Here is a 25,552-nt window from a genome sequence, read left to right on the forward strand (position 1 = left end):
TGCATCGCGTCCGGGGCACGGACACTGAGGTTCCGGGCCAAACGCGTTGACACCGCCCGTCACTGGCATACATTAGCACCGTTCCGAGGGGTGCTCCGAGGAGGAGCTGAGATACCGCTAAATGGGCAATTCGGCCCAGGACCGCGGTGACCCTTTGAACCTGATCCGGGTCATGCCGGCGAAGGGACAGGGATGTTGCAAACGACCAAGCGACCGGATTCCCCGGTATCCATCATCGGCGCAGGCATTGCTGGCGCCTGGCAAGCCCTGCTGTTCGCACAGGCCGGTCATGCCGTGACCTTGCACGAGCGCGGTGACGAGGCGATGACGGATGCCACCAGCCATTGGGCCGGCGGCATGCTCGCGCCCTATTGCGAGGCCGAGGTCGCAGAACCCATCATCAGCCGCCTGGGGCTGCGCTCCCTCGACATCTGGCGGCGCGAGCTGCCCGATACGCCCTTCAACGGCTCGCTCGTCGTCGCCCATCCGCGCGAGCGCAACGATTTCGAGCGCTTTGCGCGCATGACCGAGGATCACCGCCGGCTCGATGCCGCGGGCCTCGCCGAGCTCGAGCCGTCGCTGGAGGGCCGCTTCCGCGATGCGCTGTTCTTCCCCGCCGAAGGCCATGTCGAGCCGCGCCGCGTGCTGCCGAAGCTGCACGCGCGCATCCGCGCCGCCGGCGGCAACATCAAGTTCTGCAGCGACGTCACCGCAGGTGATCTCGCAAACTCGGATCCCGAGGGCATCGTGATCGACTGCCGCGGCCTCGGCGCCCGCGACGAGCAAAGCGAGCTTCGCGGCGTCAAGGGCGAGATGATCCTGATCGAGAGCCACGAGGTGCAGCTTGCGCGCCCGGTGCGGCTGATCCATCCGCGCTGGCCGCTCTACGTGATCCCGCGCGAGGCCGGCCTGTTCATGCTGGGCGCGACCTCGATCGAGGCCGAGGACACCGGCGTCAGCGTCCGCTCCGCGCTGGAGCTGCTTGGCGCGGCCTATACCGTGCATCCGGCCTTCGGCGAGGCCCGCATCGTCGAGTTCGGCTCAGGGCTTCGGCCCGCCTATCCGGACAATCTGCCGCGCATCGGCATTCGCGGCGGCAGGATCAGCGTCAACGGTCTCTACCGCCACGGCTTCCTGATCGCGCCCGCGCTCGCCGAGCTGACGCTCGCCTATGTCGAGCGCGGCCAGATCGACAACGAGGTGATGCAATGCGGGTGATCGTCCAATGCTTCTGATCGTCAACGGCGAGCAGCGCGAGGTGAGTTCCGCAAGCGTCGACGCGCTGCTCACCGAGCTCGACTACGAGGGCAGCCATTTCGCCATCGCGCTGAACTACGACGTCGTGCCGAAAAGCCGCTGGGCCGAGACGCAGCTGAAGGCCGGCGACGAGATCGAGATCATCACGCCGCGGCAGGGAGGGTGAGCGGGATGGCACACTCTCTTCGCGGCGACGGCTCTTTTTGGCCCGTCATTCCGGGGCACGCGAAGCGTGAACCCGGAATCTCGCGCCACAACTTCGAGATTCCGGATCGGCCCGCGTACCGCGGCCCGTCCGGAATGACGGGGACTTCAACATGGTGACCTTCTACGGCAAGACCTTCGCCTCGCGCCTCCTGATCGGCAGCGCGCTCTACCCTTCGCCCGCGATCATGCAGGAAGCGATTCGCGCCTCCGGCGCCAGCATCGTTACGGTATCGCTGCGGCGCGAATCCGCCGGCGGCAAGACCGGCGATGCGTTCTGGAAGCTGATCCGCGAGCTCGACGTCACCGTGCTGCCGAACACCGCCGGCTGCCGCACCGTGCGCGAGGCCGTGACGACGGCCAAGCTGGCACGCGAGCTGTTCGGCACGAACTGGATCAAGCTCGAAGTCATCGCCGACAACGACACGCTGCAGCCCGATGTCGTCGGCCTGGTCGAAGCCGCAAGCATCCTGATCAAGGACGGTTTCGAGGTGTTCCCCTATTGCACCGAGGATCTCTCGGTGGCGAACCGCCTGGTTGAAACGGGGTGCAAAGTGGTGATGCCGTGGGCCGCGCCGATCGGCAGCGCGAAAGGCATCACCAACCGCGATGCGCTGAAGCTTTTGCGCGAGCGGCTGCCTGATATCACGCTGGTGGTCGACGCGGGTCTCGGCGCTCCCTCCCACGCGGCGCATGCGCTGGAGCTCGGCTACGACGCCGTGCTGCTCAACACCGCCATCGCCAAAGCCGCCGATCCCGTCGCGATGGCCAATGCCTTCCGCCTCGGCTGTGACGCCGGCCGCACCGCTTATGAAGCCGGGCTGATGAACGCCCGCGATTTCGCCTCCCCCTCCACTCCTGTCGTTGGGACCCCGTTCTGGCATGCCGTTTCCTGATCGCTTTTATCCCGTCGTCGACAGCCTCCAATGGGTCGAGCGCCTGACAAAGCTCGGCGTCGGCACCATCCAGCTGCGCGCGAAGGAGCTCGACGACTCGCAGGCGCTTCAAATCGTCTCCGACGCGCTGGCGATCACGAAGGGCACGCAGGCCAAGCTGGTGGTGAACGACTATTGGCGCGCGGCGGTCGTCGCCGGCGCAGAATATCTGCATCTCGGCCAGGAGGATCTGGCTGAGGCCGACCTCAAGGCGATCCGCGAGGCCGGCCTCAAGCTCGGAATCTCCACCCATGACGACGACGAGCTTGCGACCGCGCTCGAAGCCCAGCCCGACTACGTCGCGCTCGGCCCGATCTTCTTCACCACGCTCAAATCGATGCGTTTCGAGCCGCAGGGCATTCCAAAAATCACGGAATGGAAGAAGCGCATCGGCACCATTCCGCTGGTCGCGATCGGCGGCATCAAGTTCGAGCACGCCGCAGAGATCTTTGCCGCCGGCGCGGATTCGATCGCCGTCGTTTCCGACGTCACCCAGAACGCCGACCCCGATGCTCGCGTGCGGCAATGGCTCGACGGTTCGAAGGAGGCGGCATGATGATCGCCCCACTCCCTCCACTCGTCATTGCGAGGAGCCCTTGCGACGAAGCAATCCAGACTGCTTCCGCGGATGCATTTCTGGATTGCTTCGCTGCGCTCGCAATGACGGAGCGAGAATTCACCAGCGTCGTCTCGGCGCCAATGCAAACGAATTAAACCGGAGGATCCCATGAACATCCGCTCCAACCCGCAACAGACCGTCCCCGCCGTCACCACCGGCCCGCTGCCCTCCTCGCGCAAGATCTTCGCTACCCCCGACGCCGCGCCCGATCTGCGCGTGCCGCTGCGCGAGATCATCCTGTCCGAAGGCGCGGGCGAACCGAACCTGCCGGTCTACGACACCTCGGGCCCCTACACCGACCCTGATGTCACCATCGACGTCAACGCCGGCCTGCCGCGCAACCGCAAGCAATGGGTGCTGGAGCGCGGCGGCGTCGAGGAATATGAGGGCCGGCAGATCAAGCCCGAGGACAATGGCAACCTGTCCACCGACAAGGCCGCACGCGCCTTCTCTGCCTATCACAAACCCTTACGCGGCCTCGACGGCCACAAGATCACCCAGCTCGAATTCGCTCGCGCCGGCATCATCACCAAGGAGATGATCTACGTCGCCGCGCGCGAGAACCTTGGCCGAAAGGCACAGCTCGAACGTGCGGAAGCAGCCCTCGCCGACGGCGAGAGCTTCGGCGCCTCGGTGCCCGCCTTCATCACGCCGGAGTTCGTGCGCGACGAGATCGCCCGCGGCCGCGCCATCATCCCCTCCAACATCAACCACTCCGAGCTCGAGCCGATGATCATCGGCCGCAACTTCCTGACCAAGATCAACGCCAATATCGGCAACTCCGCCGTGACCTCGTCGGTCGAGGAGGAGGTCGAGAAGATGGTGTGGGCGATCCGCTGGGGCGCCGACACCGTGATGGACCTCTCGACGGGCCGCAACATCCACACCACACGTGAGTGGATCCTGCGCAATGCGCCGGTGCCGATTGGCACCGTTCCCATTTATCAGGCGCTGGAGAAGTGCAACGGCGATCCCGTCAAGCTGACCTGGGAGCTCTACAAGGACACCCTGATCGAGCAGTGCGAGCAGGGCGTCGACTATTTCACCATCCACGCCGGCGTGCGCCTGCAATACATCCACCTCACCGCCAGCCGCGTGACCGGCATCGTCTCCAGAGGCGGCTCGATCATGGCGAAGTGGTGCCTCGCGCATCACAAGGAGAGTTTCCTCTACACGCATTTCGACGAGATCTGCGACCTCATGCGCAAGTATGACGTCTCGTTCTCGCTCGGCGACGGCCTGCGCCCGGGCTCGATCGCCGACGCCAACGACCGCGCGCAATTCGCCGAGCTGGAGACGCTCGGCGAGCTGACCAAGATCGCGTGGGACAAGGGCTGCCAGGTCATGATCGAAGGCCCCGGCCACGTGCCGATGCACAAGATCAAGATCAACATGGACAAGCAGCTGAAGGAGTGCGGCGAAGCGCCGTTCTACACGCTCGGGCCGCTGACCACCGACATCGCGCCTGGCTATGACCACATCACCTCGGGCATCGGCGCCGCCATGATCGGCTGGTTCGGCTGTGCCATGCTCTGCTACGTCACGCCGAAGGAGCATCTCGGCCTGCCCGACCGCAACGACGTCAAGACCGGCGTCATCACCTACAAGATCGCCGCCCACGCCGCCGACCTCGCCAAGGGCCACCCCGCCGCGCAACTGCGCGACGACGCCCTCTCCCGCGCCCGGTTCGAATTCCGCTGGACCGACCAGTTCAACCTCGGCCTCGATCCTGATACCGCGAAGAGCTTCCACGACGAGACCCTGCCGAAGGAAGCCCACAAGGTCGCGCATTTCTGCTCGATGTGCGGCCCGAAATTCTGCTCGATGAAGATCACGCAGGACGTGCGCGACTACGCGGCGACGCTGAACGATCCGAACAGCGTGGGGATGTCGATGCAGGGCACCGCCGAGGACGGCATGGCCAGGATGAGCGCGAAGTTCAAGGAGATGGGCGAGAGCTTGTATCTGGATGCGGAGAAGGTGAAGGAGAGCAATCGGGTGTTGTGAGCGCCGAGGTGAGGTAGCTCCGTTATCGCAGAACGAAGATCGGGCTAACGCCCGATCTTCAGATAATCGCCGTTCAGCGCCCACATTCTTTTGTGAAATTTCGCCGCCTAGTCCTCGCCACAGAAGTGCGCTCTCTCCGCATTCCCAACAGCTCCGCCTGACGGCACCCTGTCTACAACACGGCGCCGATTCTCAGCATCCAGCTGGGAAATCATTAACACGCGGAGCGGTGTGAATATTCCAAAACCAAATGCGCCTCGACTGTTGATGGCCTGCAGATCATCGATATTCGATTCTGACACATTTCGTAGCCGCTCTTCAAACTGACTCAAGTTATGGATGCCACTCGCTGCAAGCGAGGATATTAGGTAGTCGAATGCAGTGTCGGGCCTGTCTACATCCAGGTCGATGCTAATGCCGCGTTCGATGCATCGATTGACTACAGCGTGTACAGTCTCGGACTGCTGCAAGAACGCTTCCAGTGAATCCCTGTTGACGGATATCTCGAGCTTCCCTCGACTAATTTCACTTTTGTACTCGGCGCGCAAATCTGCGCTCAAGGACTTAACCTCGGAGAATGCTTCGTCAGCGGCTTCAAGCGATAGAGTTAGCAGAATCAATTTCAAAATTTTGAGCTATGGCTGCAGTAAGCACTCTGCAGTCTTCGTTCGTATAAAGCACAACCCTAATGCCACAGAGATCGGTTATATCGCTCAAATTTCGATACTTACCGACTTTATCGGGACGAGCAATTTTTCTTTCTAAGCTTTCCTGCTCTTTTACCCGCTGCTCTATCAAAGCAACATCGATACCACTATCTGCTGCAAGTTTTCTCAGCAACGGCGGCACGCATTCAGAAAGACTTTGATAGAGCGACCTTCTCTGCTTAAAGGCTTCCGCTATCATAAATCAGCACCCCCAAATGCTTGCTGACCACCTGTTCAGATACCGTCAATTGCATTGCGATTGATACTATACGGCGACGATCCAGGCAAATATTGCTATCCTTGGTTGAGTTAGCAGCCGCAACATGGAGCGTTGCTAGCGAGCTGAGTTTGGGTCCATGCCGCTTCTGTCTTAACATTCAATTTTCGACTTGATCCAACTCTGCCGGTATAAGCTTGATTTGCCTCACCGCCTCCCCGATCTCCTCCGCCCCAATCTCCGCCTCGTCTTCGTCGGCACCGCCGCCTCGACGCGCTCGGCTGAGCTTGGGCATTACTACGCCCATCCCGGCAACCGCTTCTGGCGCGCGATCCACGAGGCCGGGATCACGCCGCGACGCTATCAGCCGAGTGAGTTTGCGTCGCTGATCGCGCTCGGGATCGGCTTCACCGATCTCTGCAAGACCAGCGCCGGAATGGATCACCAGATCGCGGCGGAGACGATCGATGTGCCGGGGTTCAGGGCGAAGATCGAAACGTACCGGCCGCGGACGATCGCGTTCACGAGCAAGAAGGCGGCAAGTTTGTTCTATGGCAGGCCGTCAGCCGCGATTGCGCTGGGGCGGCAGGCGCGGGACGCAAGCCTGCCGGAGATGTTCGTGCTGCCCTCGCCGTCAGGTGCGGCGTCCGGGCATTGGACGCTGGAGCCGTGGCGGGAGCTGGCGGCGTGGATCGCCGCGTAGGTTCAGCGAACGATAGCGCGTCACATTCCGCTGTCGTCCCCGCGAACGCGGGGACCCATAACCCCCCGGAGTAGTTTGGCGGAGGCTCGGCGTTTCGGTGCTACGACCAACCGCAACAGGTAGATCACGCGGTATGGGTCCCGGCGTTCGCCGGGACGACACCGTTGGTTTGGCGGCACGCGTATAAAAAGGAACGTTGTCGGAATCCGCGCAGCCCATTCGTCCTCTGGACCAGGCGCGACCACATGGAGCCCCCCAGATGCCTCCCACCATCACCGCCTTCGAATCCTCCCCCGACCGCGGCAAGGGCCACGCGCGCGACATGCGGGTGCGCTGGGCGCTGGAGGAGGTCGGCCAGCCCTACGACGTTCGCCTCGTCTCGTTCGTCGCGATGAAACAGCCCGCGCATCGTGCGCTGCATCCATTCGGGCAGATCCCGACCTATGAGGATGGTGACCTCGCCCTGTTCGAATCCGGCGCGATCGTGCTCCACATCGCCGAGCGCCATGATGGCTTGCTGCCGAAGGACGCCAACGCGCGCGCTCGCGCGATCGCCTGGATGTTCGCCGCGCTGAGTACGGTGGAGCCGCCGATCGTCGAACTCGGCATGGCGATGCTGCTCGAACGCGATAGGAGCTGGTACGCCGAGCGGCTGCCCAGCTTGCAGGATCGCGTCCGTATCAGGCTCGGCGAATTGTCCCGCCGCCTCGGCAAAGCCGACTGGCTGGACGGCGCCTTCAGCGCCGGCGATCTCATGATGGTGACGGTGCTGCGGCGGTTGAACACGTCAGGCCTGCTCGACGAATACCCTGACATCGCCGCCTACGTCGCCCGCGGCGAGGCGCGGCCGGCCTTCAAGCGTGCATTCGAGGCACAGTTGGCGGTGTTCACCACTGCGTCGCGTTCATAGCCCGGATGAGCGCAAGCGATGTCCGGGGCCGGCAGGCGACCGGCATGTCGCTTTCCGCTCATGGGGCTCCGGGCCGCCATTGCATCCATTTCGGACCCCCTGCATTCTGGCTCCCCCACACGGAGGAGCCCGCCGATGCTGACCCTCTACTCCTATCCCGAGCTCTTCGGCGTCGCCGACAACAACGGCTACGGCCTCAAGGTCTATGCCTTCCTGAAGCTCGCGGGTGTGCCGTTCGCGCAGCAGCACATCTTCGATGCCTCCGCCGCGCCGCGCGGGCAGCTGCCTTACATCGTCGACAACGGTGAGACCATCGGCGACAGCGAGACCATCATCGCGTACACGATCGCGAAGTACCGCCTGACCATCGACGCCGCATTGTCCGCGGAGCAGCGCCGCACCAATCACCTCATTACGCGCATGCTGGACGATCTCTACTGGGTGATGTCCTATTCGCGCTGGAAGGACGAGCGCTTCTATCCCGCGTTCCGCGACGGCTTCATCGCGCAGCATCCGCAGATCGACGCCGCCGGCTTCGAGAAGGCGAAGGCCTACAACGCGCAGCGCTATCACTACCAGGGCATCGGCCGCTACACGCCCGAGCAGGCCTATGCGCGGGGGCTTGCCGATCTGCAGGTGCTGGCGGAGATCGTGCCGGCCGCGGGCTTCGTCCACGGCGCGGCGCCGACCAGCGTCGATGCCGGAATCTACGGCTTCGTCGCCAACATCTACTATTTTCCGATCCCGACGCCGCTGAAGGCCTTCGTCGATGCGCACGAAAATCTCGTCGCGCATTGCGAGCGGATTGATGCGATGGTGAGCGCGAAGTCCGCAGTCTCGTAGGACCTCTTCTACCGCATCGTGATCGCGAGCCCGCTGAGATCGGCATTCGCCATCAAGCCGACCTGGTGTCCCGTCAGCTCCAGCACCGCGCCCTTCTGGTTGCTCAGCACGATGGCGCGGGCGCCGCGGCCGACGGCGAGGCCGGCCCCGGCCGCGCCGTAGACGCCGGCGACGTCCGAGGGGCGGTTGATGTTGGAGACGCGGCCACGCAGCACGGTCTTGGAGCCGCCGAACACGAGGCCGTAGTCGAGGCCGCCGGTGGAGAGCGCATAGGAGCGGCCGCGGAAGTTCAGCACGCCGCTCCCGCCCGAGCCGCCGATGATCCACCCCGCCTTGTAGATCGTCAGCGTCACGAAGCCGCTGTCGGCCCGCGCGGCGGTCGAGAGGCCGGCCAGGGCCGCGATGGCGACCAGCGCGGCGCGAAGGGTGGATGCGAGCTTCATGGGTGTCTCCGGGGGGCTATTTTTCAAGGCAGGATTCGAATCAGACGCAGCGAATCTATCCGATGGATCGCGGCGGCAACATGATTGAAGTGCTGCGTATGGCGGACATCGGCGCTCGCCGCGAGCACGGTGTGCTCTTCGCGGTCAGAGCAAGCGCCTCGTCCTTCGAGACGACCGCTTGCAGCGGTCTTCTCAGGATGAGGCTCATTGGCGCCGGTCCCCGCTGAAACTGCTGTCGCGCACTCCGCCCTCATCCTGAGGAGCCCGCCCAAAGCGGGCGTCTCGAAGGATGGCCGCAGGGATCCCGCTTCCGCGATTGCCCCGCACACGGGAAGAGGCGAACCACGAAGCACTCTCGCCATCATGCCATTATGCCCCTGTTTTGCCCGACGGAGCAAGCGGGGGCTTCGCCTTTCGCGAATTCTGGAAAACATCAATGATTTCCGTGCGGCGTCTACTGTGCATGGGGTTGTTTTCCAACTTTTTGTTTGGAGCGCGCCGCGCCTGCCGCTACGCTGATGCCTCAGCGACCCTCGAGGTGACCCCATGCCGATCCAGCATTTCGCGCCCCCGCCGCACGTCAAGGCGCCGCCGCTGTCCTTTGCGACGCGGGTCGGCGATCTCCTGTTCGTCTCGGGCATTCCCGGCTTCGATGCCAATGGCGCGCTGCCCGACGGTTTCGAGGCCCAGTTCGCCAACGTCGTCGTCAACATCAGGCGCGTGCTGGCGGAGGCCGGCGCCGGCATGCGCGACCTCGTCAAGGTCAACGTGCTCCTGACCCGCGCCGCCGACGTCGCCGCCATGAACGCGCTCTATGCCGGCGCCTTCGGCCCGCCGCCCTATCCTGCGCGCACGACCTGCGTGGTGCAGGCGCTACCCGATCCGAAGATGCTGATCGAGATCGAGGCGGTGGCGTCGCTTTCGAAGTGAGCGTGTGGCTTGGCGGGCACGCGGCCAAACCAAATGCGCGGTTGCATCTGACATGTCCGTGAGCGGCTGCTCCCCCGCTTGCAAAGAACCTGCTTTTACCGCACGAATTTTCGAAGTCCCCCACGTCCCCCACAAGGAGATATTTCATGCGTCGCGTTCTCGCCCTCTGTGCCGTTGCCGGCATCGCCAGTTCCGTGTTCGCCGTGCCGGCCTCGGCGGCGGTCGGCTATTACGTGATCCGCTGGGACAACACGGGCATCTGCCAGGTCTGGAACGAGGACCTCAAGTACAAGCCGTTCCAGATCGGCGCGTCGACCTACAAGGTCGTCAGCAAGCCTTTCCCGACCTTCCAGGAAGCGTCCGACGTCCAGATCAAGATGCGGGCCGAGCGCCGCTGCACGCTCTGAGCCCGACGCGACGGATCGCGTAGACGGATGAGTTTTCATGGGGGCGGACCGCGCGAACGGTCCGCCCTTCTCTTTTGCAGAAGCTATTCCGTTCCAGCCTGGACCGCGCATTTCCCGCAGCGGCTCTTTTGAACCTGACCGGCCGGCGGAACTACTCACATCTTGTCCGGGGCGCATCCCCCAAGGCCGTCCCGCGCCACCCCTCCCGTCATTGTCGGGAGGCGCATCACGTCTTTCATTTGAGGAGCTGACCATGCGTCGTATTTCCATGCTGTGCGCTGCCGCCGGTCTTGCCGTCACGGCTTTCGTCGCCGCGAGCCCTGCCGAAGCCAGCTATCACCTGATCCGCTGGCAGGACACCGGCTTCTGCCAGATCTGGGACGAGAGCATCCCGACCACGCCGTGGCCGGCCGGCTATCACCGCGCCAGCGAGAGCGTGCCGACCTTCATCGATGCCCTCGCGCTGAAGGACGCCGCGCTGAAGGCCGGCCACTGCACCTGGTAACAATTCGGTCTGCGGACCTGGAGCCGGGCAAGGACGCCAGGTCCTTGCCCGGCTTTTTCGTGCCGCGTGAACGAGAGCCGATACGCCCTCACGCGTCCTTGTGCGCGCCGGGATGGATCAGGAGATCGCGCGCGGCGGCGAGGTCGATGAAGCCTTGCGCGCTGCCGCCCCGGTCGGGATGCATGCCCTTGGCGGCGCGGCGATAGGCCTGGTTGATGTCCTCGCAGGTGAGCTGCACCGCGAGCGGCAGGCCGAGCACCTTGCGGGCGCGCTCCTCGCGGGACAGCTGTTTCGGCATGGCGTTGCGACGGCCGAAGCGCGGGGCGGTCAGATCGTGCACGACCTTGAGCACCACGCCGAGACGGCGCTGGGCCGCCGGCGTCACGCCGTGATCGTCATTGTCCGCGGCATGGCGCAGCACCGGCAGCGCCTGCTCGGCGGCATGGCGCAGCGTGACGTCGCTGCTCATCCGCACGATCTCGGCCAGGAGCCGGCCCGCCTCGGCCCAATCGGGCGCGTGCGCCGACCGCAGCCGTTCGAGAGCGAGTTTCCAGGAGTCCAGCCGTTCCATCATGCGCGCAACGTTTAGCAATCAGGATCAGTATGCCAAGGCCGCCGTTTCCGCCCCCTTAATTTCGCGTTAGCTTTTCGTGAAACTTCGAAAAGAAATCGGGAGGACTATGTCATGGCATTGCTCGCAAACCACATCGCCGTCGTCACGGGTGCCGGCTCCGGCATCGGCCGGGCGATCGCGGCCGGCTACGCGCGGGAGGGGGCGCAGGTCGTGCTGCTCGACCTCAACGCCGAGACGGTGGCGGAGGCGGCTCAGGAGATCCGGCAGGCGGGCGGCAAGGCCGAGAGCTTTGCGCTCGACGTTGTCAGGCGCGAGGATTGCTTTGCCCTGGCGAGGCAGGTTGCGGACAAGGTCGGACAGGTCTCGATCCTCGTCAACAATGCCGGCATCACCCGCCGCAACGCCTTCACCGCCGAGACCGAGACGGTGGCGAAGGACTGGAACGACATCATCTCGCTCAACCTCAACGGCGTGTTCAACATGACGCAGGCGTTCCTCGCGCCGTTGCGCGCGAGCAAAGGCCGCATCGTCAACATCGGCTCGATCCAGTCCTTCGTGCATCTGCGCACGCCGAGCTCGGCGGCCTACACGACCTCGAAGCACGGTGTGCTCGGCTTCACCAAGGCGCTCGCCGCCGAGCTCGGCAAGGAAGGCGTGCGCGTCAACGCGATCGGTCCCGGCTTCATCGAGACCAACATCAACGCCAATGTGCGCGCGACCAATCCGGCCCTGGTGCAGGCCTTCCTCGATCACACCCCGCTGGCGCGCACCGGCAAGCCCGAGGACATCGTCGGACCCGCGATCTTCCTGGCGTCGGACCTGTCGGCCTATGTCACCGGAACGATCGTGATGGTGGACGGCGGGTATCGGACGGTGTGAGGACGCATAGTCCGGAAGTGTCATCGCCCGCCTCGCGCCGGTGGCGGCGCATGACAGCGGAGGATCCAGACATGATGCGCGCGTCGCGCGAGATAGGCCCGCATCGCGATGCATCCTGCGGCCAATCGCGGCGGCTTCGCGGCATTCCCGGGGTCAATTGGTGGGTTCGCTTCCGATTAACCTTTCATTAACCAAACAGGACCACCGTGAAATTACGGCTTGGGGTCGTTGGTTCTCGATCCGCTTCCAATGATGGAAGCGGGCGTTGGTCGGGGAGTATATTGATGACCACTGTTCATGTCGCTGCGTCCGAACCGGGCGCGCAATTCCTAGCCCCTAATCAGATCGTTCCGATGCTGATCGGCGCCACGGTCGACGAGGTCGAGCGTGAGCTCGTGCTCCAGACGCTTGCACGCTGCGACGGAAACCGCACGCGTGCAGCGCGCGTGCTCGGCCTGTCGGTGCGCACGCTGCGCAACAAGATCAGGCTCTATGCCGCCTCCGGCATCGAGGTGCCTGCCTATCAGGACTGACGGGTGACATCGGTCCGCCCGCGACGACGCGCGCCGCGACAATCGGTGCAGCTCGTGCCGCAGATACATGCCGGCGATGACCGCAAGCGCGATCGTCGCGACCGAGATATTGATCAAGCCCGGCACGATGCGCGGGCGGAATTGCCGCTGTCGTCAAACGCCGCTAAGTAGCTTGCTTCGGGTGAAGGGAGCGGCGGCGTGGCAGACGATCAGGGACGACGGCAGGGGCCTCAGGGTCCGCGCGGGCGGCAAGGCGAGCCGGGACGACCGGGACCGCAGGGTCATCCGGGCCGGCGCGGCCCGGACGGGGCGCGCGGCAAGCCGGGACCGCAGGGCAAGCCGGGGCCGCTCGGAAAGGCCGGCCCGCCCGGCAAGCCCGGTCCGCAAGGCAAGCAGGGCGAAGCCGGCCCACGCGGGGCAGCCGGCGCGCCGGGACCTGCCGGACCTCAGGGACCGGCGGGGCCGCAAGGCCCGCGCGGCGAACCGGGTCCGCCCGGCCAATTGCCGTCGATCGAGCAAGTGCTGCCGTGGCTCGACCAACTTTTCGACGCCTGGGACGAACGCCGCCGTCAGCGCGAGCGCGAAGCCGCTGAGCGCGAAGCGCTCGAAGCCGCCGTCCAGGAGCCTGACGAGGCAATCGTCGAGGACGAGAGCGATGACGGCGACGACAAGAGGAAAAAGAAAAAGAAAAAGCACGGCCACAAGGCCTAGAAGACGAGTCTATTTCGGCCGATCCTCGCGCCGCGGCAACATACCCATGCGTTCGAACTGCCAGCGCATGGCGCGATACCAGAGATAGCCGACCGCCGCGCCGCAGAGGGCGAGGATGACCATGTTCGCGCTCGAGAACGAACCGCTCCACCACATCATCCACGCGGTCCATAGCAGCGTGAAGACGATGGCACCTGCTTTCAGGGGAAGAAGGGGGCGGCTCATGGTCGTGCTCCGGGCAATCAAAACCCCGGTCGACACATCGCAAGCTGAGGCAGCAGATACCGTGAGCCAGATCACGGAGCGCGCAGTTCATGCTCACGAACCGAAGCGCAGTCGCGAGCGCTCTCTCGCCTTTTCCGCCTCGATCTCACGGTCGCGCGCCGGCGCATGGGTATGCAGCGACGTCAGGAGCTTTCGTGCCGCCTCCGCGACCTCCGCCACCGCACGCTCGAACGCCGCCTCGTTAGATAGCGACGGCTTGTTGAAACCAGACAGCTTTCGCACGAACTGCAGCGCACTGGCGTGGATCTCGTCCTCCGTCGCCGGCGGCTCGAAGTTGAACAGCGTCTTGATGTTGCGGCACATGCACTCTCTCCCGACGTTTTCTTGAAGACGAAGGTCTGGGCCGAAATCCTACATCCGCTTTCGCGCTTCTGCGAAGTTCCATCCCGACACGCTGATCAACTCCATGGGTGCGCACCGCCACACACTGTCTCATCTCGCAACGCATCATGTGCGGCGCCCCGGCACAGCATATTATTTGAGCATGCATTGCGCTGACGGCTCGGGCTTAATCGCATCAACGATACGAATCGACGCGCGGGACAATCGCGCGCCAATGGCACGATACGCGATGAGGAGGATCGCATGCACAGGCTCGCACTGTGCGTTTGGCTGACCGCGCTGACGAACGCCGCATTCGCGTTCGACAACGGCCAATACGACCACGTCCCGCCCGACATCCGCGCCTGGTTCAAGAGCGTGATCGCGCCGAACGGTGTGCCCTGCTGCGACATCTCCGATGGCCATCGCACCGAATACGACGTGCGCGGCGGCGTCTATTGGGTGCCGATCGAGGGACAATGGATGGAAGTGCCCGAGCGTGCCATCATCCGCGATCGCGGCAACCCGGTCGGCCAGGCCGTGGTATGGTACGTCCACCATCGTGGCGCCATCATCATCAGTTGCTTCGTGCCGGCGGATGCAGTCTAGCACGCTGGATTTCGTTGGCTGAAGGCGCCTGATCGGCTAGCTTCAGGACAAGCTGATACGGAGGCACGCCGGTTGACCAATCTTTGCGCCGAAGACCTTGCCAGCATCTATGCCGAACCGAGCCCCAGGGTGATCGCGAAAGCGCGTCCGGCGATCGATGCGCATGCGAAGAAGTTCATCGAGATGTCGCCGTTCTGCGTGCTCGGGACCTCGGGCGCGGACGGTAGCGTCGATGCCTCGCCGCGCGGCGGCGGCATCGGCTTCGTCCACGTCGCCGGTCCCAACCAGCTGTTGATGCCTGATCGCTCCGGCAACAACCGCATCGACAGTTTTCGCAACGTCGTCGAGGGCTCGGGATTCGTACAGCTGCTGTTCTTCGTGCCGGGGATCGACGAGACGCTACGCGTCGGCGGACGCGGCACGCTGTCGGCCGATCCGGATCTGCTCGCCGCGATGGTGGAGTTCGGCAAACCGCCGCGTGCGGTGCTGAACGTCGCGGTCAGCGAAGTCTATTTCCATTGCGGCAAGGCGCTGATGCGCGCGAAGCTGTGGTCATCCGAGAAGGTGCAGCGCTCGGTGATGCCGAGCATCGTCGAGGTCATTCACGACCAGACGGGCTTGGGCGAACCCGAAAGCCAGAAGATCGTGGAAGAGCGCTACAAGACGCAGTTGTAGGCGACGCGTTCGCCAATTGGGCTCGCCGCCATGTCCGGACTTGTCCCGGGCATCCAAGTCTTTGTTGTGGAAGCAACACGTGGATGGCCGGGTCAAGCCCGGCCATAACAATACGGAGAGAGGTGGGCGGAGCTTAATGCCCCTCGCCCTCGAGCCCGCCGACGTGCTTCTGGGTGTAGAGTTCAAGGCCGATGCGACCGATCAGGTCGAGCTGGGTTTCGAGGAAGTCGATGTGGTGCTCCTCGTCGCTCATCAGCTTCTCGAACAGGTCGCGCGTGACGTAGTCCTTGGCGCCGTGGCAGTAGGTCGCCGCTTCCTGGTAGAGCGCACGCGCGCTCATCTCGGCGGCGAGATCGCATTCGATGATCTCCTTGACGTTCTGGCCGATGCGCAGGGGGTCGAGCACCTGCATGTTCGGAAAGCCGTCGAGAAACAGGATCCGCGCGGTGAGCTTGTCGGCATGCTCCATCTCCTCGATGGACTCCTTGCGCCAGACCTTGGCCATGTCCAAGAGGCCCCAATTGTCGAGGAAGCGATAGTGCAGCCAGTACTGATTGATCGCAGTCAGTTCGTGACGCAGTGCCTTGTTGAGATAGTCGATGACCTTCGCGTCGCCCTGCATGGTTCACTCCAGCTCTTGCAGTCCAAATCGGCCCTAAACCGAATTTAGAATGCTTCTAAATGAGTTTGCGTGCGTCGGCAACCAGCTAGGCGGACGCAGCCGGGAAAAGCTCAGCCGAGGATGCGGAAGTCTTCAGCAGGCCGCGAGGGCGAACTGGGCGGGTTCGGCCGTCTCGTCATTGGCGGCGACGGCGTGGCCGTGGGGACAGCCGGCGCAGCAAGACTGGGCGCAGGGGCCAAGCGCTTCGTCGATGATGGTTTTGATGGTGCGGGCACAGCGGCCGCATTCGGCGCTACAGCCGAGACATCCATAGACCTGCTTGGCATGGCGCACGGCGTCGTCGGACTCGGCGACGGCGGCGCGGATATCGTCATCGCTCAGCACGTTACAGGAACAAACGATCATGGAAGCGGCAGGCCCTTCGGTGATGCGCCATCATCGATATTTAACAGACCGGCCGGATGCAAAAGGAAAAACCGGTATTTGAAGCTATTCCAAACTGGCCGGCAATCAGCCTAGAACGGCTCTAAAATAGAGTATTGCGCTTGATCAAGGTTGTGGAGCTAGTCGCCGCCACCGCCTCCACCACCATCGCCGCCACCTCCGCAATCCCCGCCACTGCTGCCGCCGTCGCTGCTGGAACAGCTGCCGCCGTCGGTCGAGCTCCCCGAACGATCGCTGGAAAACCAGCTTCCCAACAAGAAGCCGTCGCTTGTCCCCGTATAGGTGTTGCCGCCATGACCATCGCCGCCGGCCGCGGCGCGCGAGCGCCGCTGACCCCTATTCCGGAGGTGAGCGATCCAGCCGTAGCCGATCGCAAGGACAACCCCAGCGGCAATCAATGCATTGACCGTCGCGTTGCCCATCATCGTCTCCTGATGAAACAGGGGTCCATGCCGGTTGGTCGTCTCCGGCAAAGGTGCCGTTCATTGATCATTCAAACGAAATATGGAACCTTGCCCCAAAGAGTTCCCGCGTGTGATAAGGTCAAGCGCATGAAGAAGTCGTTCCTGGCAGTCGCTGCCATCATCACTCTAACCCTGACGGCCGGAACATCTGCCCAAGCCCAGCGGGGCGTCGCAGCAGGCGTGGCGGCCGGGATCATCGGCGGCGCCATCGTCGGCGGTGCGCTGGCCTCTCCGTATTATTACGGACCTGGCCCCGGCTATTACGAACCGGGCTACTACCCGCCTCGCTACTACGCTCCTGGTCCGGGATATGTCGCCGACGACTATTACGGCAACTGCGTCTGGCAGAAGCAGCGCTTCTGGGACGGCTATGCCTGGCGCGTCCGCCGCGTCAGAGTCTGCGGCTAAGGCGCCAGAACCGGTTCGCTACGGATGTGCCGTTCATCTCGGGGCCCGAAAAAGACCGCTTTTTCTCGTCACAGCTCCGTTTGCGTTTACCGTGGGTTGACCAATTGCGCGCTTCCTAGCTGCACGGCCAAATCCATCCGCGTGTGCGTGAACCTTTGAAACCCGAGCGCCCCTAACAAGGGGAGCCCATCTCCCAGGAGAGCCTTGAGCATGAAGAAGACTTTAGTTGCCGTCCTGACGGTTGCGACGGTCGCCGGTTCGCTGGTGACCGCCACTCCGTCCGCGAAGGCCCATGACGGCATCGGCGCCGGCATCGCGGCCGGCCTGATCGGCGGCGCGATCGTTGGCGGCGCTATCGCGTCGAGCCGCCCCGCCTATGGCGGTCCCGTATACGTCGCCGAGCCCGGCCCGCCGCCCCCGCCCTGCTACTGGCAGCGCCAGCGTTATTGGGACGGCTATGGCTGGGTCGTCCGCCCGGTTCGCGTCTGCTACTGATCTGATCGCACGGCGCTCCCAAGCGCCGCGATCGAGGCCCGGCCGAGACCATCGGCCGGGCTTTTTCTTTTGGCCCTGCGCTATCGCCCCGCCTGGATCGAGCGCAGCACCGCTTCGCTCGGCCAGCAATCGACCTTTAGGCCGGCCGACTTCTGATAGGCGCCGAGCGCGGCGCGCGTCTGCATGCCGGCCTTGCCGTCGATCTTGTCCTTGTAGAGCCCGATGCGCGTCAGCTCGCGCTGCATGGTCTCGACGTCTTTCGTGCGCAGCTGCATCGAAGCCGACCACGGCGTTGCGAATGGCAGCGGACTCGTCATCCGGTCGCTGAGATGACCGACGAACAGCACGTAGAGGTCGGAGAAATTGTACTCCTTGATCACGAAGTAATTCTTCGTGGTCAGGAACGACGGACCGTAGATGCCTTCGGGCTGGAGCAGCGAGGCCTGCTGCGCCTGCTCGGCGGCGCTGAGCCTCGCGCCACGCACCGGCACAAAGCCTTCGCGCAGCCATTGACCGATCGGCTTCGTCACCTCCGGTACGCCCGTGGTGCAATCAACCTTCGCCGGGGCCTGCACCTCATAGGACCAGCGCACCCCGCTTTGCCAACCCTTGTTGACGAGCTGCTGCGCGGCGGAGGCCAGCGCATCCGGCACGGAGTGCCAGATATCGATGCGGCCATCGCCGTCGAAGTCGACGCCATGCTTGTAATATTCCGACGGCAGGAACTGCGTCAGCCCGGTGGCGCCGGCCCAGGACGAGCGCATGTCCTTGCGCGTCACCATGCCCTCGCCGAGAATCTTGAGCGAGAGAATGAACTCGTTGCGATACTGGTCCTTGCGGCGTCCGACATAGGCCTGCGTCGCCAGCACGCGCACGAGATCGTAAGGCAGCGTGTAGCGGCCGTAATCAGTCTCTCGGCCCCAGATCGCGAGCATGACGGTGGCGGGCACGCCGGAGCTTCTCTCGATCTCGGTCAGTGCGGTGCGATATTTTTGCAGCAGCCGCTGCCCCTCGCCGGCGAGCCGGGCGATCGACGCTTCCTTGACGTAGTCGGCCGGCACCTGCACGAACTCGGCCTGCGACGGCGCGCCGGTCGCGGGCCGTCCGGGCAGGATCAAATCAGGCAATTTGTAATCAGGCTCGAGCCCGCGCGTCTCTCGCTCGAACGTCGCGCGCGAGACGCCCGCGGCCTGCGCTTCCGGCCAGAGCGAGGCGATGAATTGCGTGAAGGCCGCGTCTGCTGCCCGGGCGGACGACCAGCCGCAGGTGACCACGATCACCGCAGCGATGAGCGCCCGCCGCATCATGCCGCCATCACCGCGTCAGCTTCTTGTACTTCACACGATGTGGAATAATGCTGTCCTGGCCGAGACGGCGCATCTTGTCCTTCTCGTAATCCTGGAAATTGCCCTCGAACCATTCGACATGGCTGTCGCCTTCGAAGGCCAGGATGTGGGTCGCGATGCGGTCGAGGAACCAGCGATCGTGGCTGATGATGACGGCGCAGCCGGCAAAGTCCTCCAGCGCCTCTTCGAGCGCACGCAGCGTGTCGACGTCGAGGTCGTTGGTCGGTTCGTCGAGCAGCAGCACGTTGGCGCCGGACTTCAGCATCTTGGCGAGATGCACGCGGTTGCGTTCACCGCCGGACAGCGCGCCGACCTTCTTCTGCTGGTCCGCGCCCTTGAAGTTGAACGCCGAGCAATAGCCGCGCGAGTTCACTTCCTTCTTGCCGAGCAGGATCAATTCGTTGCCGCCCGAAATCTCCTCCCAAACGGTCTTCTTGCCGTCGAGCGCATCGCGCGACTGGTCGACATAGCCGAGATGCACGGTCTCGCCGACCGTGATCGTGCCTGCGTCCGGCTTCTCCTGGCCGGTGATCATCCTGAACAGCGTGGTCTTGCCGGCGCCGTTGGGACCGATCACGCCGACGATGCCGCCGGGCGGCAGCTTGAACGTGAGATTGTCGATCAAGAGGCGATCTCCAAAGCCTTTGCTGAGGCCATCGAAATCGACGACGTTGGCGCCGAGCCGCTCGGCAACGGGAATGATGATCTGGGCGGTCTGGGTCTGCTTCTCGCTCGCTTTCTTGAGCAGCTCCTCGTAGCGCTGGTAGCGCGCTTTCGACTTGGCCTGGCGCGCCTTCGGCGAGGAGGCGACCCATTCTTGCTCGCGGGCGAGCGTCTTCTGGTGCGCGGCATCCTCGCGCCCCTCCTGCTCCAGGCGCTTCTGCTTCTGCACCAGCCAGGACGAATAATTGCCCTCGTAGGGGATGCCGCGGCCGCGATCGAGCTCGAGGATCCAGCCCGTGACGTTGTCGAGGAAGTAGCGGTCGTGGGTGACGATCAGGATCGCGCCGGGATAGTTGCGCAGGTGCCCCTCCAGCCACGACACGGATTCGGCATCGAGATGGTTGGTCGGCTCGTCCAGCAGCAGCAGCTCTGGCTGGTCCAGCAGTAGCCGGCACAGCGCGACGCGGCGGCGCTCACCGCCCGAGAGCTTGGTCACGTCGGCATCATCGGGCGGACAGCGTAGCGCGTCCATGGCCTGGTCCACCTTGCTGTCGAGATCCCAAAGGCCCTGGGCCTCGATCTCGTCCTGCAGCTTGGTCATCTCGTCGGCCGTTTCGTCCGAGTAATTGACCGCGAGCTCGTTGTAGCGGTCGAGGATCGCCTTCTGCTTGGCGACGCCCTGCATCACGTTCTCGCGCACCGAGAGCTTCGGATCGAGCTGCGGCTCCTGCTCGAGATAGCCGACGCGGGCGCCTTCGGCGACCCAGGCCTCGCCGGTGTATTCCTTGTCCAGGCCGGCCATGATCCTGAGCAGCGTCGACTTGCCCGAGCCGTTGACGCCGAGCACGCCGATCTTGGCGTCGGGGTAGAAGCTCAGGTGGATGTTATCGAGCACCTTCCGGGTCGGGTAGCTCTTGGTCAGGCCCTGCATGAAATAGATGAACTGGCGCGCCATCGGTCCCGTGACACCTTCGATTTGAGGAAATTTGCTTGCCGCCGATGTAACGATCCCGCCCTCAAAGGGCAATGTTTTCCGTCCGTTCACCATGGATGAATACGGACGGACACCATCCGGACGCCAATCCGGACAATTGAAACTTTCTTTTAATAAATCAGGCCAAAGCTCGGTTTCGCGCGGAAACAGCGCCGCCCGGCCAGAATGAACGGGAGCACAGCGAGGCCGACCATGGCTCTGATCGAGACCAACACTCTTCCTGTTCCGGCAGAAGCCGGCCACGTCTCCGGGTTCGTCTCGGAGATCAAGGGCTTCTGGAAGCGCTTCTTCGCCACCGCCTTCAATCCCTACCGGCCCGAACTGCACTACATGCGTGGACCCGGTCCCGCCTGGCGCGCCAAGCACGGCATGGATGCGCCGTTCCGCCTGAAGCCCCGCGATCTCTGAGCCTCCTCTCCTATCGGATTTTTGAAGTCGCAAGCTGCTTGCACGCTGTCCCGATTGCGCGCAACCATGGCCCGGTCCGACGATGGCGCCCGCTTGCGCCGTCACCTCTCGCCATGGATGAACGCTGATGAGCCGGCTGCGCTGTGCAATTCTCGACGACTATTTCAACCTCGCGCTCGACGTCGCCGATTGGCCGAAACTGTCCGACCGGGTCGAGGTCACCGTGTTCAGCCACCCCTTCGCTTCGGAGCAGGCCGCGGCAAGCGCGCTGGCGGATTTCGATGTCATCTGCGCGATGCGCGAGCGCACCGCATTCCCCAAGAGCCTGTTCGAGAGCCTACCGAAGCTGAAGTTGCTGTTGACCTCAGGCATGCGCAACGCCTCCATCGACATGGAGGCCGCGAAGGCGCGCGATGTGGCCATAGGCGGCACACAATATTCCCGCGATCCGACGGCGCCGCTCACCATGGGCCTGATCCTGGAACTGACTCGCGGCATCGGCCGCGAGAATGCGCGCATGCATGCGGGTGAGCCCTGGCAGACCTTTGCCGGCGTCGAGATCGAAGGCATGACGCTCGGCATCGTCGGGCTCGGCAAGCTCGGCAGCAAGATGGCGGGCATTGGGAAGGCGTTCGGCATGAACGTGATCGCCTGGAGCCCGAACCTCACGCCGGAGAAGTGCAAGGAGGCCGGCGTCGGCTACGCCAACAAGGAGGAGCTATTCGCCAAGGCCGATATCGTCACCATCCATGTCGTGCTGAGCGAGCGCTCGCGCGGACTGGTTGGAGCTGCCGATCTTGCGCGGATGAAGCCGACCGCCTTTCTCGTCAACACCGCACGCGGACCGATCGTGGACGAGCAGGCGCTGCTCGAGGCGTTGCAGCAGAGGAGGATCGCGGGCGCCGGCTTGGACGTGTTCTCGGTCGAGCCGCTGCCGGTCGACCATCCCTTCCGCAAACTCGACAATCTCGTGCTGACGCCACATCTCGGCTACGCCACCACCGACGGACTACGCATCCATTACGGCCAGATGGTCGAGGCGATCGACGCCTTCACCAAGGGCGGCGAGCTGCCGCGCAGGCTTGCCTGAAGCGACACTGGCCTCAAACGACGATGGGCGTGCCCAAGGCACGCCCATCGCAATTCGAACTTCTCTCGCAGCGCTCAGCGCACGGTGACCGGCGCGGGCAGCGGCGGCACCACCGTCGGCTGCGTGCCCGGGACCGGACCGGCCTGGGCGGACATCGGAGCGCGGCCCGGCAGCGCTGGGCGTCGGTGCGGCGGAGGCGGTCGCCGTTCCCGGCGGCGGACCGCCCGGCAGCACCACCACGCGGGTGCCGACCTTGACGCGATCGAACAGGTCGGAGACGTCCTCGTTCAGCATGCCGATGCAGCCGGAGGAGACGAACTTACCGATCGTCGAGGGCTGGTTGGTGCCGTGGATGCGGTAGACCGTCGAGCCGAGATACATCGCGCGGGCCCCTAACGGATTGCCAGGGCCGCCGGCCATGAAGCGCGGCAGGTAGGGCTGACGCTCGATCATCTCGGTCGGCGGATGCCAATCCGGCCACTCGGCCTTGCGGGTGATCTTCTGCACCCCGGTCCAGGTGAAGCCGTCGCGGCCGACGCGGACGCCGTAGCGGATGGCACGGCCATTGCCGAGCACGTAATAGAGGTAGGTGTTGGGCGTATCGACCACGAGCGTGCCGGCCGGCTCCTTGGTCTGGAACGCGACTTCCTGGCGGCGCAGGTTTTGCGGTAGCTGCGCCGGCGCAGCATCGGGCTGCTCCTCGGGCGGCAGCGACGCGATTGTCATCGGCCGGCCATCGGCATCGACGGGTGGCTGGGCGGACTGGACCGTCCCGGTCGCGGCGGGACCACCGACGGCCTCAGGCGGACGCAGGCCGTCATTGGCGGGCGCCTGCTGTCCCGGACGATTGGCATAGATCACCGGCGGCGGACCGGCGGGCCGGCCGTAGCGGGGATCGTCCGGCGACATCACGGGCCCTTGGGGCGCCGCCGAATAGACCGGCGGAGCGCCAGCCGGACGACCATAACGGGGATCATCCGGCGACATCACCGGCCCCTGCGGGGCGGCCGAATAGACCGGGGGGGCGCCGAGCGGGCGACCGTAGCGTGGATCGTCGACTGGGCCGGGCGGCGGTAGCGAGGCCTGCGGCGTCGCCTCGTCGTCTTCGTCCAGTGCGTCGAAATTCGGCGTGCGGTCACCGGGCCGATATTCGGCCGGGGCGCCATAGCTCGGCGCCTGCTGGACTGGATAGCTCTGAGCCTGAGCGAGCGAGGTTCCCGCCGCAGCGACTGTTGCGGCAGCGCATATCGTCAGAAAATGTTTGATCATCATCGCTCTTGTATAGTCCCGAAGCCCGATCGGACCGTTAACGGCCAGATGACGGAAGATAGCGGCACATTCAAGACATATCAGGACTATTTGCGCCGGATTTGCCGATTTGTGATCCGCAAGACGACCGTTGCCCCGTTGCATCACGGGGCCGAAATCGTATCGCGCCATCAATCGCCGCGTTATTCGGCCGCGATTTTATCGGAACGACGCGGGAGCGTTGCGATATGGTCGAATCAGCCTGATTCGCCACCTTTTCCGAGCTCCGATCCCGCGTGGCGAACGCGGCAATCAGTACCGACACCGCGTTCAGATGCCTCTTGGGCCCCGGTCACGTCGCCGCTGGGGCGGAAATTCGCAATCGCTCGATGCTTCCCGGCTTTCGTTTCCTGTTTGCCGCGATCCTGTTGTCAACCTCCATCCTGGTGTTCGGCCTGGGAGCCGCCGCGCTGCTGCGGGCGACCCATCAGCAGTATGTCAGCAACCCCGCCTGGCGGAATGGCCCGCAGGAGCAGGTGTTTGCGCAAGTGCCCGAACCGGCCCGGCCTGTGCTCGCGGTATTGCGCATCGAGCCGGAGTTGAGCGCCGAGCCGGCGCCGTCCCTGCGCGACCAGGTGCCGACCATCGGGCTGCCGGCGAGCGAGCCCGATCAGGTGGCCGCGCTGACGGCCGAAGCCGATCCGCAGCCCGAGGCCGTGGCGCCCCCGGCCGAAGTCTCGGCTGTCGAGCCAGCCGAACCCGAAGCAACCGTGGAGGCCGCAGCGCCAGCTTCCACCGACACGCTGACCCCGGCCGATACCACGGCCTCGATCCCCGAGGCCAAGCCTGCCGCAACTGTCAGCGAGCCAGCGCCTGCTGACCCCGGTGCCGCCATCGCCTCCTCGGCGCTCGACGTCGCCGCGGCCAAGCTGGCCGCACTGAACGAGCCAGCGACGACGGCCGTGAAGGAGCCGTCGGCGAAGGCCAAAGCCGACAGCAAGGCCAACAGCAAGACCGACAGCAACGCCTCCGACAGCAAGGCGGCCAAACGCAAGGCGCAGGCGAAGAAGCGGCACCGCGTGGTGCGACGTCCGCCGCCTCAGCAATTGCAGCAACAGCTCGATCCGTTTGGGCAGCAGACCTTCGCGACGACAACCACACGCACGCGGTGAGGACGTGGATGGCCGGGTCAAGCCCGGCCATGACGATGTGGAAGCGGCGAGGCTACGCCGGCCCCGTCGCGATCGGCGGGCCGCCGGCCTGGCCCCATTCCGACCACGAGCCGTCATAGAGCGCGGTGTCGGTGATGCCGAGGCGATAGAGCGCGAGCGTCAGCACGCCGGCCGATACGCCCGAGCCGCAGCTGGTCACGATCGGCGCATCGAGCTTGACGCCAGCGGCCGTGAAGGCGGCGCGGAGCTCATCGAGCGGCTTCATCTCGCCGGTCGCGGCATCGAACAGCAGGTTGTAGGGCACGTTGCGAGCGCCGGGGATGTGGCCGGAGCGGATGCCCGGACGCGGCTCCGGCGCGCGGCCCTCGAAACGGTCGGCGGCGCGCGCATCGATCACCTGCTCCTTGCGGTTTTCGACATTGGCGATCAGCTGCTGCATGCTGCGCACGCGTTTTGAATCGTAGCTGGCCTTGAATGTCGCAGGCTTCGGCTTGACCTCACCGCTCTCGACCGGGCGGCCCTCGGCGCGCCACTTCTTGAGGCCGCCATTGAGGATGCGCACATTGCCGTGGCCATAGGACAGGAACATCCACCACGCGCGGGGCGCGGCGACCCAGCCGCCGGCATCGTAGAGCACGACGGTATCGGCATTGGAGATACCGAGATTGCCGACGTCGCGGCCGAACTGCTCCGCGCTCGGAAACATGTGCGGCAGCGGGTTGGAATGATCCGACACCGCATCGACGTCGAAGAACACCGCGCCCGGCAGATGCGCAGCGAGGTAGTCGTCCTTCGGCAGCGGCAGCACGCCCGGCAGCTTGAAGCTGGCATCGAGGAGCTTGACGTTGGCGTCGCCCATGTGCGCGGCGAGCCATTCGGTGGAGACGAGAGGGTCGGTTGTCATGCGTCTGTACTCTCCAGGCG

At 64.6% G+C, this 25,552-nt stretch carries 33 protein-coding genes, 1 pseudogene and 1 riboswitch; of the genes and pseudogenes, 21 read left to right on the forward strand and 13 right to left on the reverse strand.

Features of this window, described 5'->3' with window-relative positions:
* Window positions 1-76 precede the first annotated feature (76 nt).
* Window positions 77-205, forward strand: a riboswitch (TPP riboswitch).
* The 5 genes from ABIG06_RS03980 (at window position 193) to thiC (ending at window position 5,022) form a co-directional block, all read left to right on the forward strand.
* Window positions 193-1,218 (forward strand): FAD-dependent oxidoreductase, encoded by a 1,026-nt coding sequence (locus tag ABIG06_RS03980; RefSeq protein WP_124160059.1) that lies wholly within the window; start codon window positions 193-195, stop codon window positions 1,216-1,218. Its footprint overlaps the riboswitch before it by 13 nt.
* A 7-nt stretch (window positions 1,219-1,225) precedes the next feature.
* A complete protein-coding gene (gene thiS, locus ABIG06_RS03985; RefSeq protein WP_124160060.1) occupies window positions 1,226-1,423 on the forward strand; it encodes a sulfur carrier protein ThiS in 198 nt (65 codons plus the stop codon).
* A 151-nt stretch (window positions 1,424-1,574) separates the two neighbouring features.
* Entirely contained in the window at window positions 1,575-2,357 is a 783-nt protein-coding gene (locus ABIG06_RS03990; protein WP_124160061.1) for a thiazole synthase, read from the forward strand.
* Window positions 2,344-2,952: a thiamine phosphate synthase gene (locus tag ABIG06_RS03995; protein WP_124160062.1), complete on the forward strand. Its 609-nt coding sequence runs from the start codon at window positions 2,344-2,346 to the stop codon at window positions 2,950-2,952. Before ABIG06_RS03990 ends, ABIG06_RS03995 begins: the two co-directional genes overlap by 14 nt.
* 171 nt (window positions 2,953-3,123) lie before the next feature.
* On the forward strand, window positions 3,124-5,022 hold the full coding sequence (gene thiC, locus ABIG06_RS04000) for a phosphomethylpyrimidine synthase ThiC (RefSeq protein WP_124160063.1): 1,899 nt from the start codon (window positions 3,124-3,126) through the stop codon (window positions 5,020-5,022).
* Between the two features lie 107 nt (window positions 5,023-5,129).
* Here thiC and ABIG06_RS04005 read toward each other — a convergent pair whose 3' ends face one another.
* Together ABIG06_RS04005 and ABIG06_RS04010 are read right to left on the reverse strand one after the other, a co-directional pair.
* On the reverse strand, window positions 5,130-5,582 hold the full coding sequence (locus tag ABIG06_RS04005; protein WP_370134414.1) for a hypothetical protein: 453 nt from the start codon (window positions 5,580-5,582) through the stop codon (window positions 5,130-5,132).
* Window positions 5,583-5,616: 34 nt separating this feature from the next.
* Window positions 5,617-5,928, reverse strand: a complete 312-nt coding sequence (locus ABIG06_RS04010; RefSeq protein WP_370134416.1) for a RelA/SpoT domain-containing protein — start codon at window positions 5,926-5,928, stop codon at window positions 5,617-5,619.
* Between the two features lie 220 nt (window positions 5,929-6,148).
* Between ABIG06_RS04010 and ABIG06_RS04015 the strand changes: the two genes are divergently transcribed.
* The 3 genes from ABIG06_RS04015 to ABIG06_RS04025 all read left to right on the forward strand — a co-directional run bounded on the left by ABIG06_RS04015 (window position 6,149) and on the right by ABIG06_RS04025 (window position 8,402).
* Window positions 6,149-6,649, forward strand: coding sequence for a mismatch-specific DNA-glycosylase (locus ABIG06_RS04015; protein ID WP_245454490.1), 501 nt, complete (start codon window positions 6,149-6,151; stop codon window positions 6,647-6,649).
* A 259-nt stretch (window positions 6,650-6,908) separates the two neighbouring features.
* Window positions 6,909-7,559 carry a glutathione S-transferase family protein gene (locus ABIG06_RS04020; protein WP_124160066.1) on the forward strand — a complete coding sequence of 217 codons (651 nt, stop codon included), beginning with the start codon at window positions 6,909-6,911 and terminating at the stop codon, window positions 7,557-7,559.
* Between the two features lie 135 nt (window positions 7,560-7,694).
* Complete coding sequence (locus tag ABIG06_RS04025; protein WP_124160067.1) at window positions 7,695-8,402, forward strand: glutathione S-transferase family protein; 708 nt, start codon at window positions 7,695-7,697, stop codon at window positions 8,400-8,402.
* 8 nt (window positions 8,403-8,410) lie between these two features.
* Here the strand turns inward: ABIG06_RS04025 and ABIG06_RS04030 are convergent, their stop codons facing one another.
* Complete coding sequence (locus tag ABIG06_RS04030; protein WP_124160068.1) at window positions 8,411-8,845, reverse strand: hypothetical protein; 435 nt, start codon at window positions 8,843-8,845, stop codon at window positions 8,411-8,413.
* Window positions 8,846-9,391: 546 nt separating this feature from the next.
* Here ABIG06_RS04030 and ABIG06_RS04035 point away from each other — a divergent pair.
* From ABIG06_RS04035 to ABIG06_RS04045, 3 genes are all read left to right on the forward strand, one after another.
* On the forward strand, window positions 9,392-9,775 hold the full coding sequence (locus tag ABIG06_RS04035) for a RidA family protein (protein WP_124160069.1): 384 nt from the start codon (window positions 9,392-9,394) through the stop codon (window positions 9,773-9,775).
* Window positions 9,776-9,921: 146 nt separating this feature from the next.
* Window positions 9,922-10,182 carry a hypothetical protein gene (locus ABIG06_RS04040; RefSeq protein WP_370134420.1) on the forward strand — a complete coding sequence of 87 codons (261 nt, stop codon included), beginning with the start codon at window positions 9,922-9,924 and terminating at the stop codon, window positions 10,180-10,182.
* Between the two features lie 253 nt (window positions 10,183-10,435).
* The gene (locus ABIG06_RS04045; RefSeq protein WP_370134421.1) at window positions 10,436-10,687 is read left to right on the forward strand and encodes a hypothetical protein; all 252 of its coding nucleotides are present in this window, start codon (window positions 10,436-10,438) and stop codon (window positions 10,685-10,687) included.
* 88 nt (window positions 10,688-10,775) lie between these two features.
* Here ABIG06_RS04045 and ABIG06_RS04050 read toward each other — a convergent pair whose 3' ends face one another.
* Window positions 10,776-11,261 (reverse strand): J domain-containing protein, encoded by a 486-nt coding sequence (locus tag ABIG06_RS04050; RefSeq protein ID WP_370134423.1) that lies wholly within the window; start codon window positions 11,259-11,261, stop codon window positions 10,776-10,778.
* A 111-nt stretch (window positions 11,262-11,372) separates the two neighbouring features.
* On the opposite strand from ABIG06_RS04050, the gene ABIG06_RS04055 reads away from it, so the two are divergent.
* The 3 genes from ABIG06_RS04055 to ABIG06_RS04065 all read left to right on the forward strand — a co-directional run bounded on the left by ABIG06_RS04055 (window position 11,373) and on the right by ABIG06_RS04065 (window position 13,384).
* A complete protein-coding gene (locus ABIG06_RS04055) occupies window positions 11,373-12,140 on the forward strand; it encodes an SDR family NAD(P)-dependent oxidoreductase (protein WP_370134425.1) in 768 nt (255 codons plus the stop codon).
* Between the two features lie 284 nt (window positions 12,141-12,424).
* The gene (locus ABIG06_RS04060; protein WP_061879477.1) at window positions 12,425-12,673 is read left to right on the forward strand and encodes a helix-turn-helix domain-containing protein; all 249 of its coding nucleotides are present in this window, start codon (window positions 12,425-12,427) and stop codon (window positions 12,671-12,673) included.
* A gap of 198 nt (window positions 12,674-12,871) precedes the next feature.
* Window positions 12,872-13,384 (forward strand): collagen-like protein, encoded by a 513-nt coding sequence (locus ABIG06_RS04065; RefSeq protein ID WP_124160073.1) that lies wholly within the window; start codon window positions 12,872-12,874, stop codon window positions 13,382-13,384.
* A 9-nt stretch (window positions 13,385-13,393) separates the two neighbouring features.
* On the opposite strand, the gene ABIG06_RS04070 is transcribed toward ABIG06_RS04065, so the two are convergent.
* Window positions 13,394-13,609 (reverse strand): hypothetical protein, encoded by a 216-nt coding sequence (locus tag ABIG06_RS04070; RefSeq protein WP_124160074.1) that lies wholly within the window; start codon window positions 13,607-13,609, stop codon window positions 13,394-13,396.
* Window positions 13,610-13,702: 93 nt separating this feature from the next.
* Entirely contained in the window at window positions 13,703-13,972 is a 270-nt protein-coding gene (locus ABIG06_RS04075; RefSeq protein ID WP_124160075.1) for a DUF2277 domain-containing protein, read from the reverse strand.
* 282 nt (window positions 13,973-14,254) lie between these two features.
* Here ABIG06_RS04075 and ABIG06_RS04080 point away from each other — a divergent pair, with 282 nt between their 5' ends.
* Both ABIG06_RS04080 and ABIG06_RS04085 read left to right on the forward strand, forming a co-directional pair.
* The gene (locus tag ABIG06_RS04080) at window positions 14,255-14,599 is read left to right on the forward strand and encodes a hypothetical protein (protein WP_319328129.1); all 345 of its coding nucleotides are present in this window, start codon (window positions 14,255-14,257) and stop codon (window positions 14,597-14,599) included.
* A gap of 72 nt (window positions 14,600-14,671) precedes the next feature.
* Entirely contained in the window at window positions 14,672-15,274 is a 603-nt protein-coding gene (locus ABIG06_RS04085) for an MSMEG_1061 family FMN-dependent PPOX-type flavoprotein (protein ID WP_370134430.1), read from the forward strand.
* 133 nt (window positions 15,275-15,407) lie between these two features.
* On the opposite strand, the gene bfr is transcribed toward ABIG06_RS04085, so the two are convergent.
* The 3 genes from bfr to ABIG06_RS04100 form a co-directional block, all read right to left on the reverse strand.
* Window positions 15,408-15,896, reverse strand: a complete 489-nt coding sequence (bfr, locus tag ABIG06_RS04090; protein WP_024339472.1) for a bacterioferritin — start codon at window positions 15,894-15,896, stop codon at window positions 15,408-15,410.
* Window positions 15,897-16,028: 132 nt separating this feature from the next.
* On the reverse strand, window positions 16,029-16,301 hold the full coding sequence (locus ABIG06_RS04095; RefSeq protein WP_370134433.1) for a (2Fe-2S)-binding protein: 273 nt from the start codon (window positions 16,299-16,301) through the stop codon (window positions 16,029-16,031).
* 158 nt (window positions 16,302-16,459) lie between these two features.
* Entirely contained in the window at window positions 16,460-16,765 is a 306-nt protein-coding gene (locus ABIG06_RS04100) for a hypothetical protein (RefSeq protein ID WP_370140781.1), read from the reverse strand.
* Between the two features lie 126 nt (window positions 16,766-16,891).
* Here ABIG06_RS04100 and ABIG06_RS04105 point away from each other — a divergent pair, with 126 nt between their 5' ends.
* Both ABIG06_RS04105 and ABIG06_RS04110 read left to right on the forward strand, forming a co-directional pair.
* A complete protein-coding gene (locus ABIG06_RS04105) occupies window positions 16,892-17,212 on the forward strand; it encodes a hypothetical protein (protein WP_124162595.1) in 321 nt (106 codons plus the stop codon).
* Between the two features lie 210 nt (window positions 17,213-17,422).
* Window positions 17,423-17,707 (forward strand): hypothetical protein, encoded by a 285-nt coding sequence (locus ABIG06_RS04110; RefSeq protein ID WP_024339469.1) that lies wholly within the window; start codon window positions 17,423-17,425, stop codon window positions 17,705-17,707.
* Window positions 17,708-17,787: 80 nt separating this feature from the next.
* Here ABIG06_RS04110 and ABIG06_RS04115 read toward each other — a convergent pair whose 3' ends face one another.
* A complete protein-coding gene (locus ABIG06_RS04115) occupies window positions 17,788-19,014 on the reverse strand; it encodes a lytic murein transglycosylase (RefSeq protein WP_370134436.1) in 1,227 nt (408 codons plus the stop codon).
* A 7-nt stretch (window positions 19,015-19,021) separates the two neighbouring features.
* On the reverse strand, window positions 19,022-20,671 hold the full coding sequence (ettA, locus tag ABIG06_RS04120) for an energy-dependent translational throttle protein EttA (RefSeq protein ID WP_124162593.1): 1,650 nt from the start codon (window positions 20,669-20,671) through the stop codon (window positions 19,022-19,024).
* Window positions 20,672-20,902: 231 nt separating this feature from the next.
* Here ettA and ABIG06_RS04125 point away from each other — a divergent pair, with 231 nt between their 5' ends.
* Window positions 20,903-21,118 (forward strand): hypothetical protein, encoded by a 216-nt coding sequence (locus ABIG06_RS04125; RefSeq protein WP_124162592.1) that lies wholly within the window; start codon window positions 20,903-20,905, stop codon window positions 21,116-21,118.
* Window positions 21,119-21,245: 127 nt separating this feature from the next.
* Complete coding sequence (locus ABIG06_RS04130; RefSeq protein WP_370134439.1) at window positions 21,246-22,208, forward strand: D-2-hydroxyacid dehydrogenase family protein; 963 nt, start codon at window positions 21,246-21,248, stop codon at window positions 22,206-22,208.
* A gap of 74 nt (window positions 22,209-22,282) precedes the next feature.
* Here ABIG06_RS04130 and ABIG06_RS04135 read toward each other — a convergent pair.
* Window positions 22,283-23,477, reverse strand: a pseudogene (locus ABIG06_RS04135) (L,D-transpeptidase family protein).
* A gap of 368 nt (window positions 23,478-23,845) precedes the next feature.
* Here ABIG06_RS04135 and ABIG06_RS04140 point away from each other — a divergent pair.
* Window positions 23,846-24,628 carry a hypothetical protein gene (locus ABIG06_RS04140; protein ID WP_370140782.1) on the forward strand — a complete coding sequence of 261 codons (783 nt, stop codon included), beginning with the start codon at window positions 23,846-23,848 and terminating at the stop codon, window positions 24,626-24,628.
* A gap of 52 nt (window positions 24,629-24,680) precedes the next feature.
* Here ABIG06_RS04140 and sseA read toward each other — a convergent pair whose 3' ends face one another.
* Window positions 24,681-25,532 carry a 3-mercaptopyruvate sulfurtransferase gene (gene sseA, locus ABIG06_RS04145; RefSeq protein ID WP_124162588.1) on the reverse strand — a complete coding sequence of 284 codons (852 nt, stop codon included), beginning with the start codon at window positions 25,530-25,532 and terminating at the stop codon, window positions 24,681-24,683.
* Between the last annotated feature and the right edge of the window lie 20 nt (window positions 25,533-25,552).

Origin of the sequence: Bradyrhizobium sp. USDA 326 (assembly GCF_049739485.1) — a bacterium.
Classification (GTDB): Bacteria; Pseudomonadota; Alphaproteobacteria; order Rhizobiales; family Xanthobacteraceae; genus Bradyrhizobium.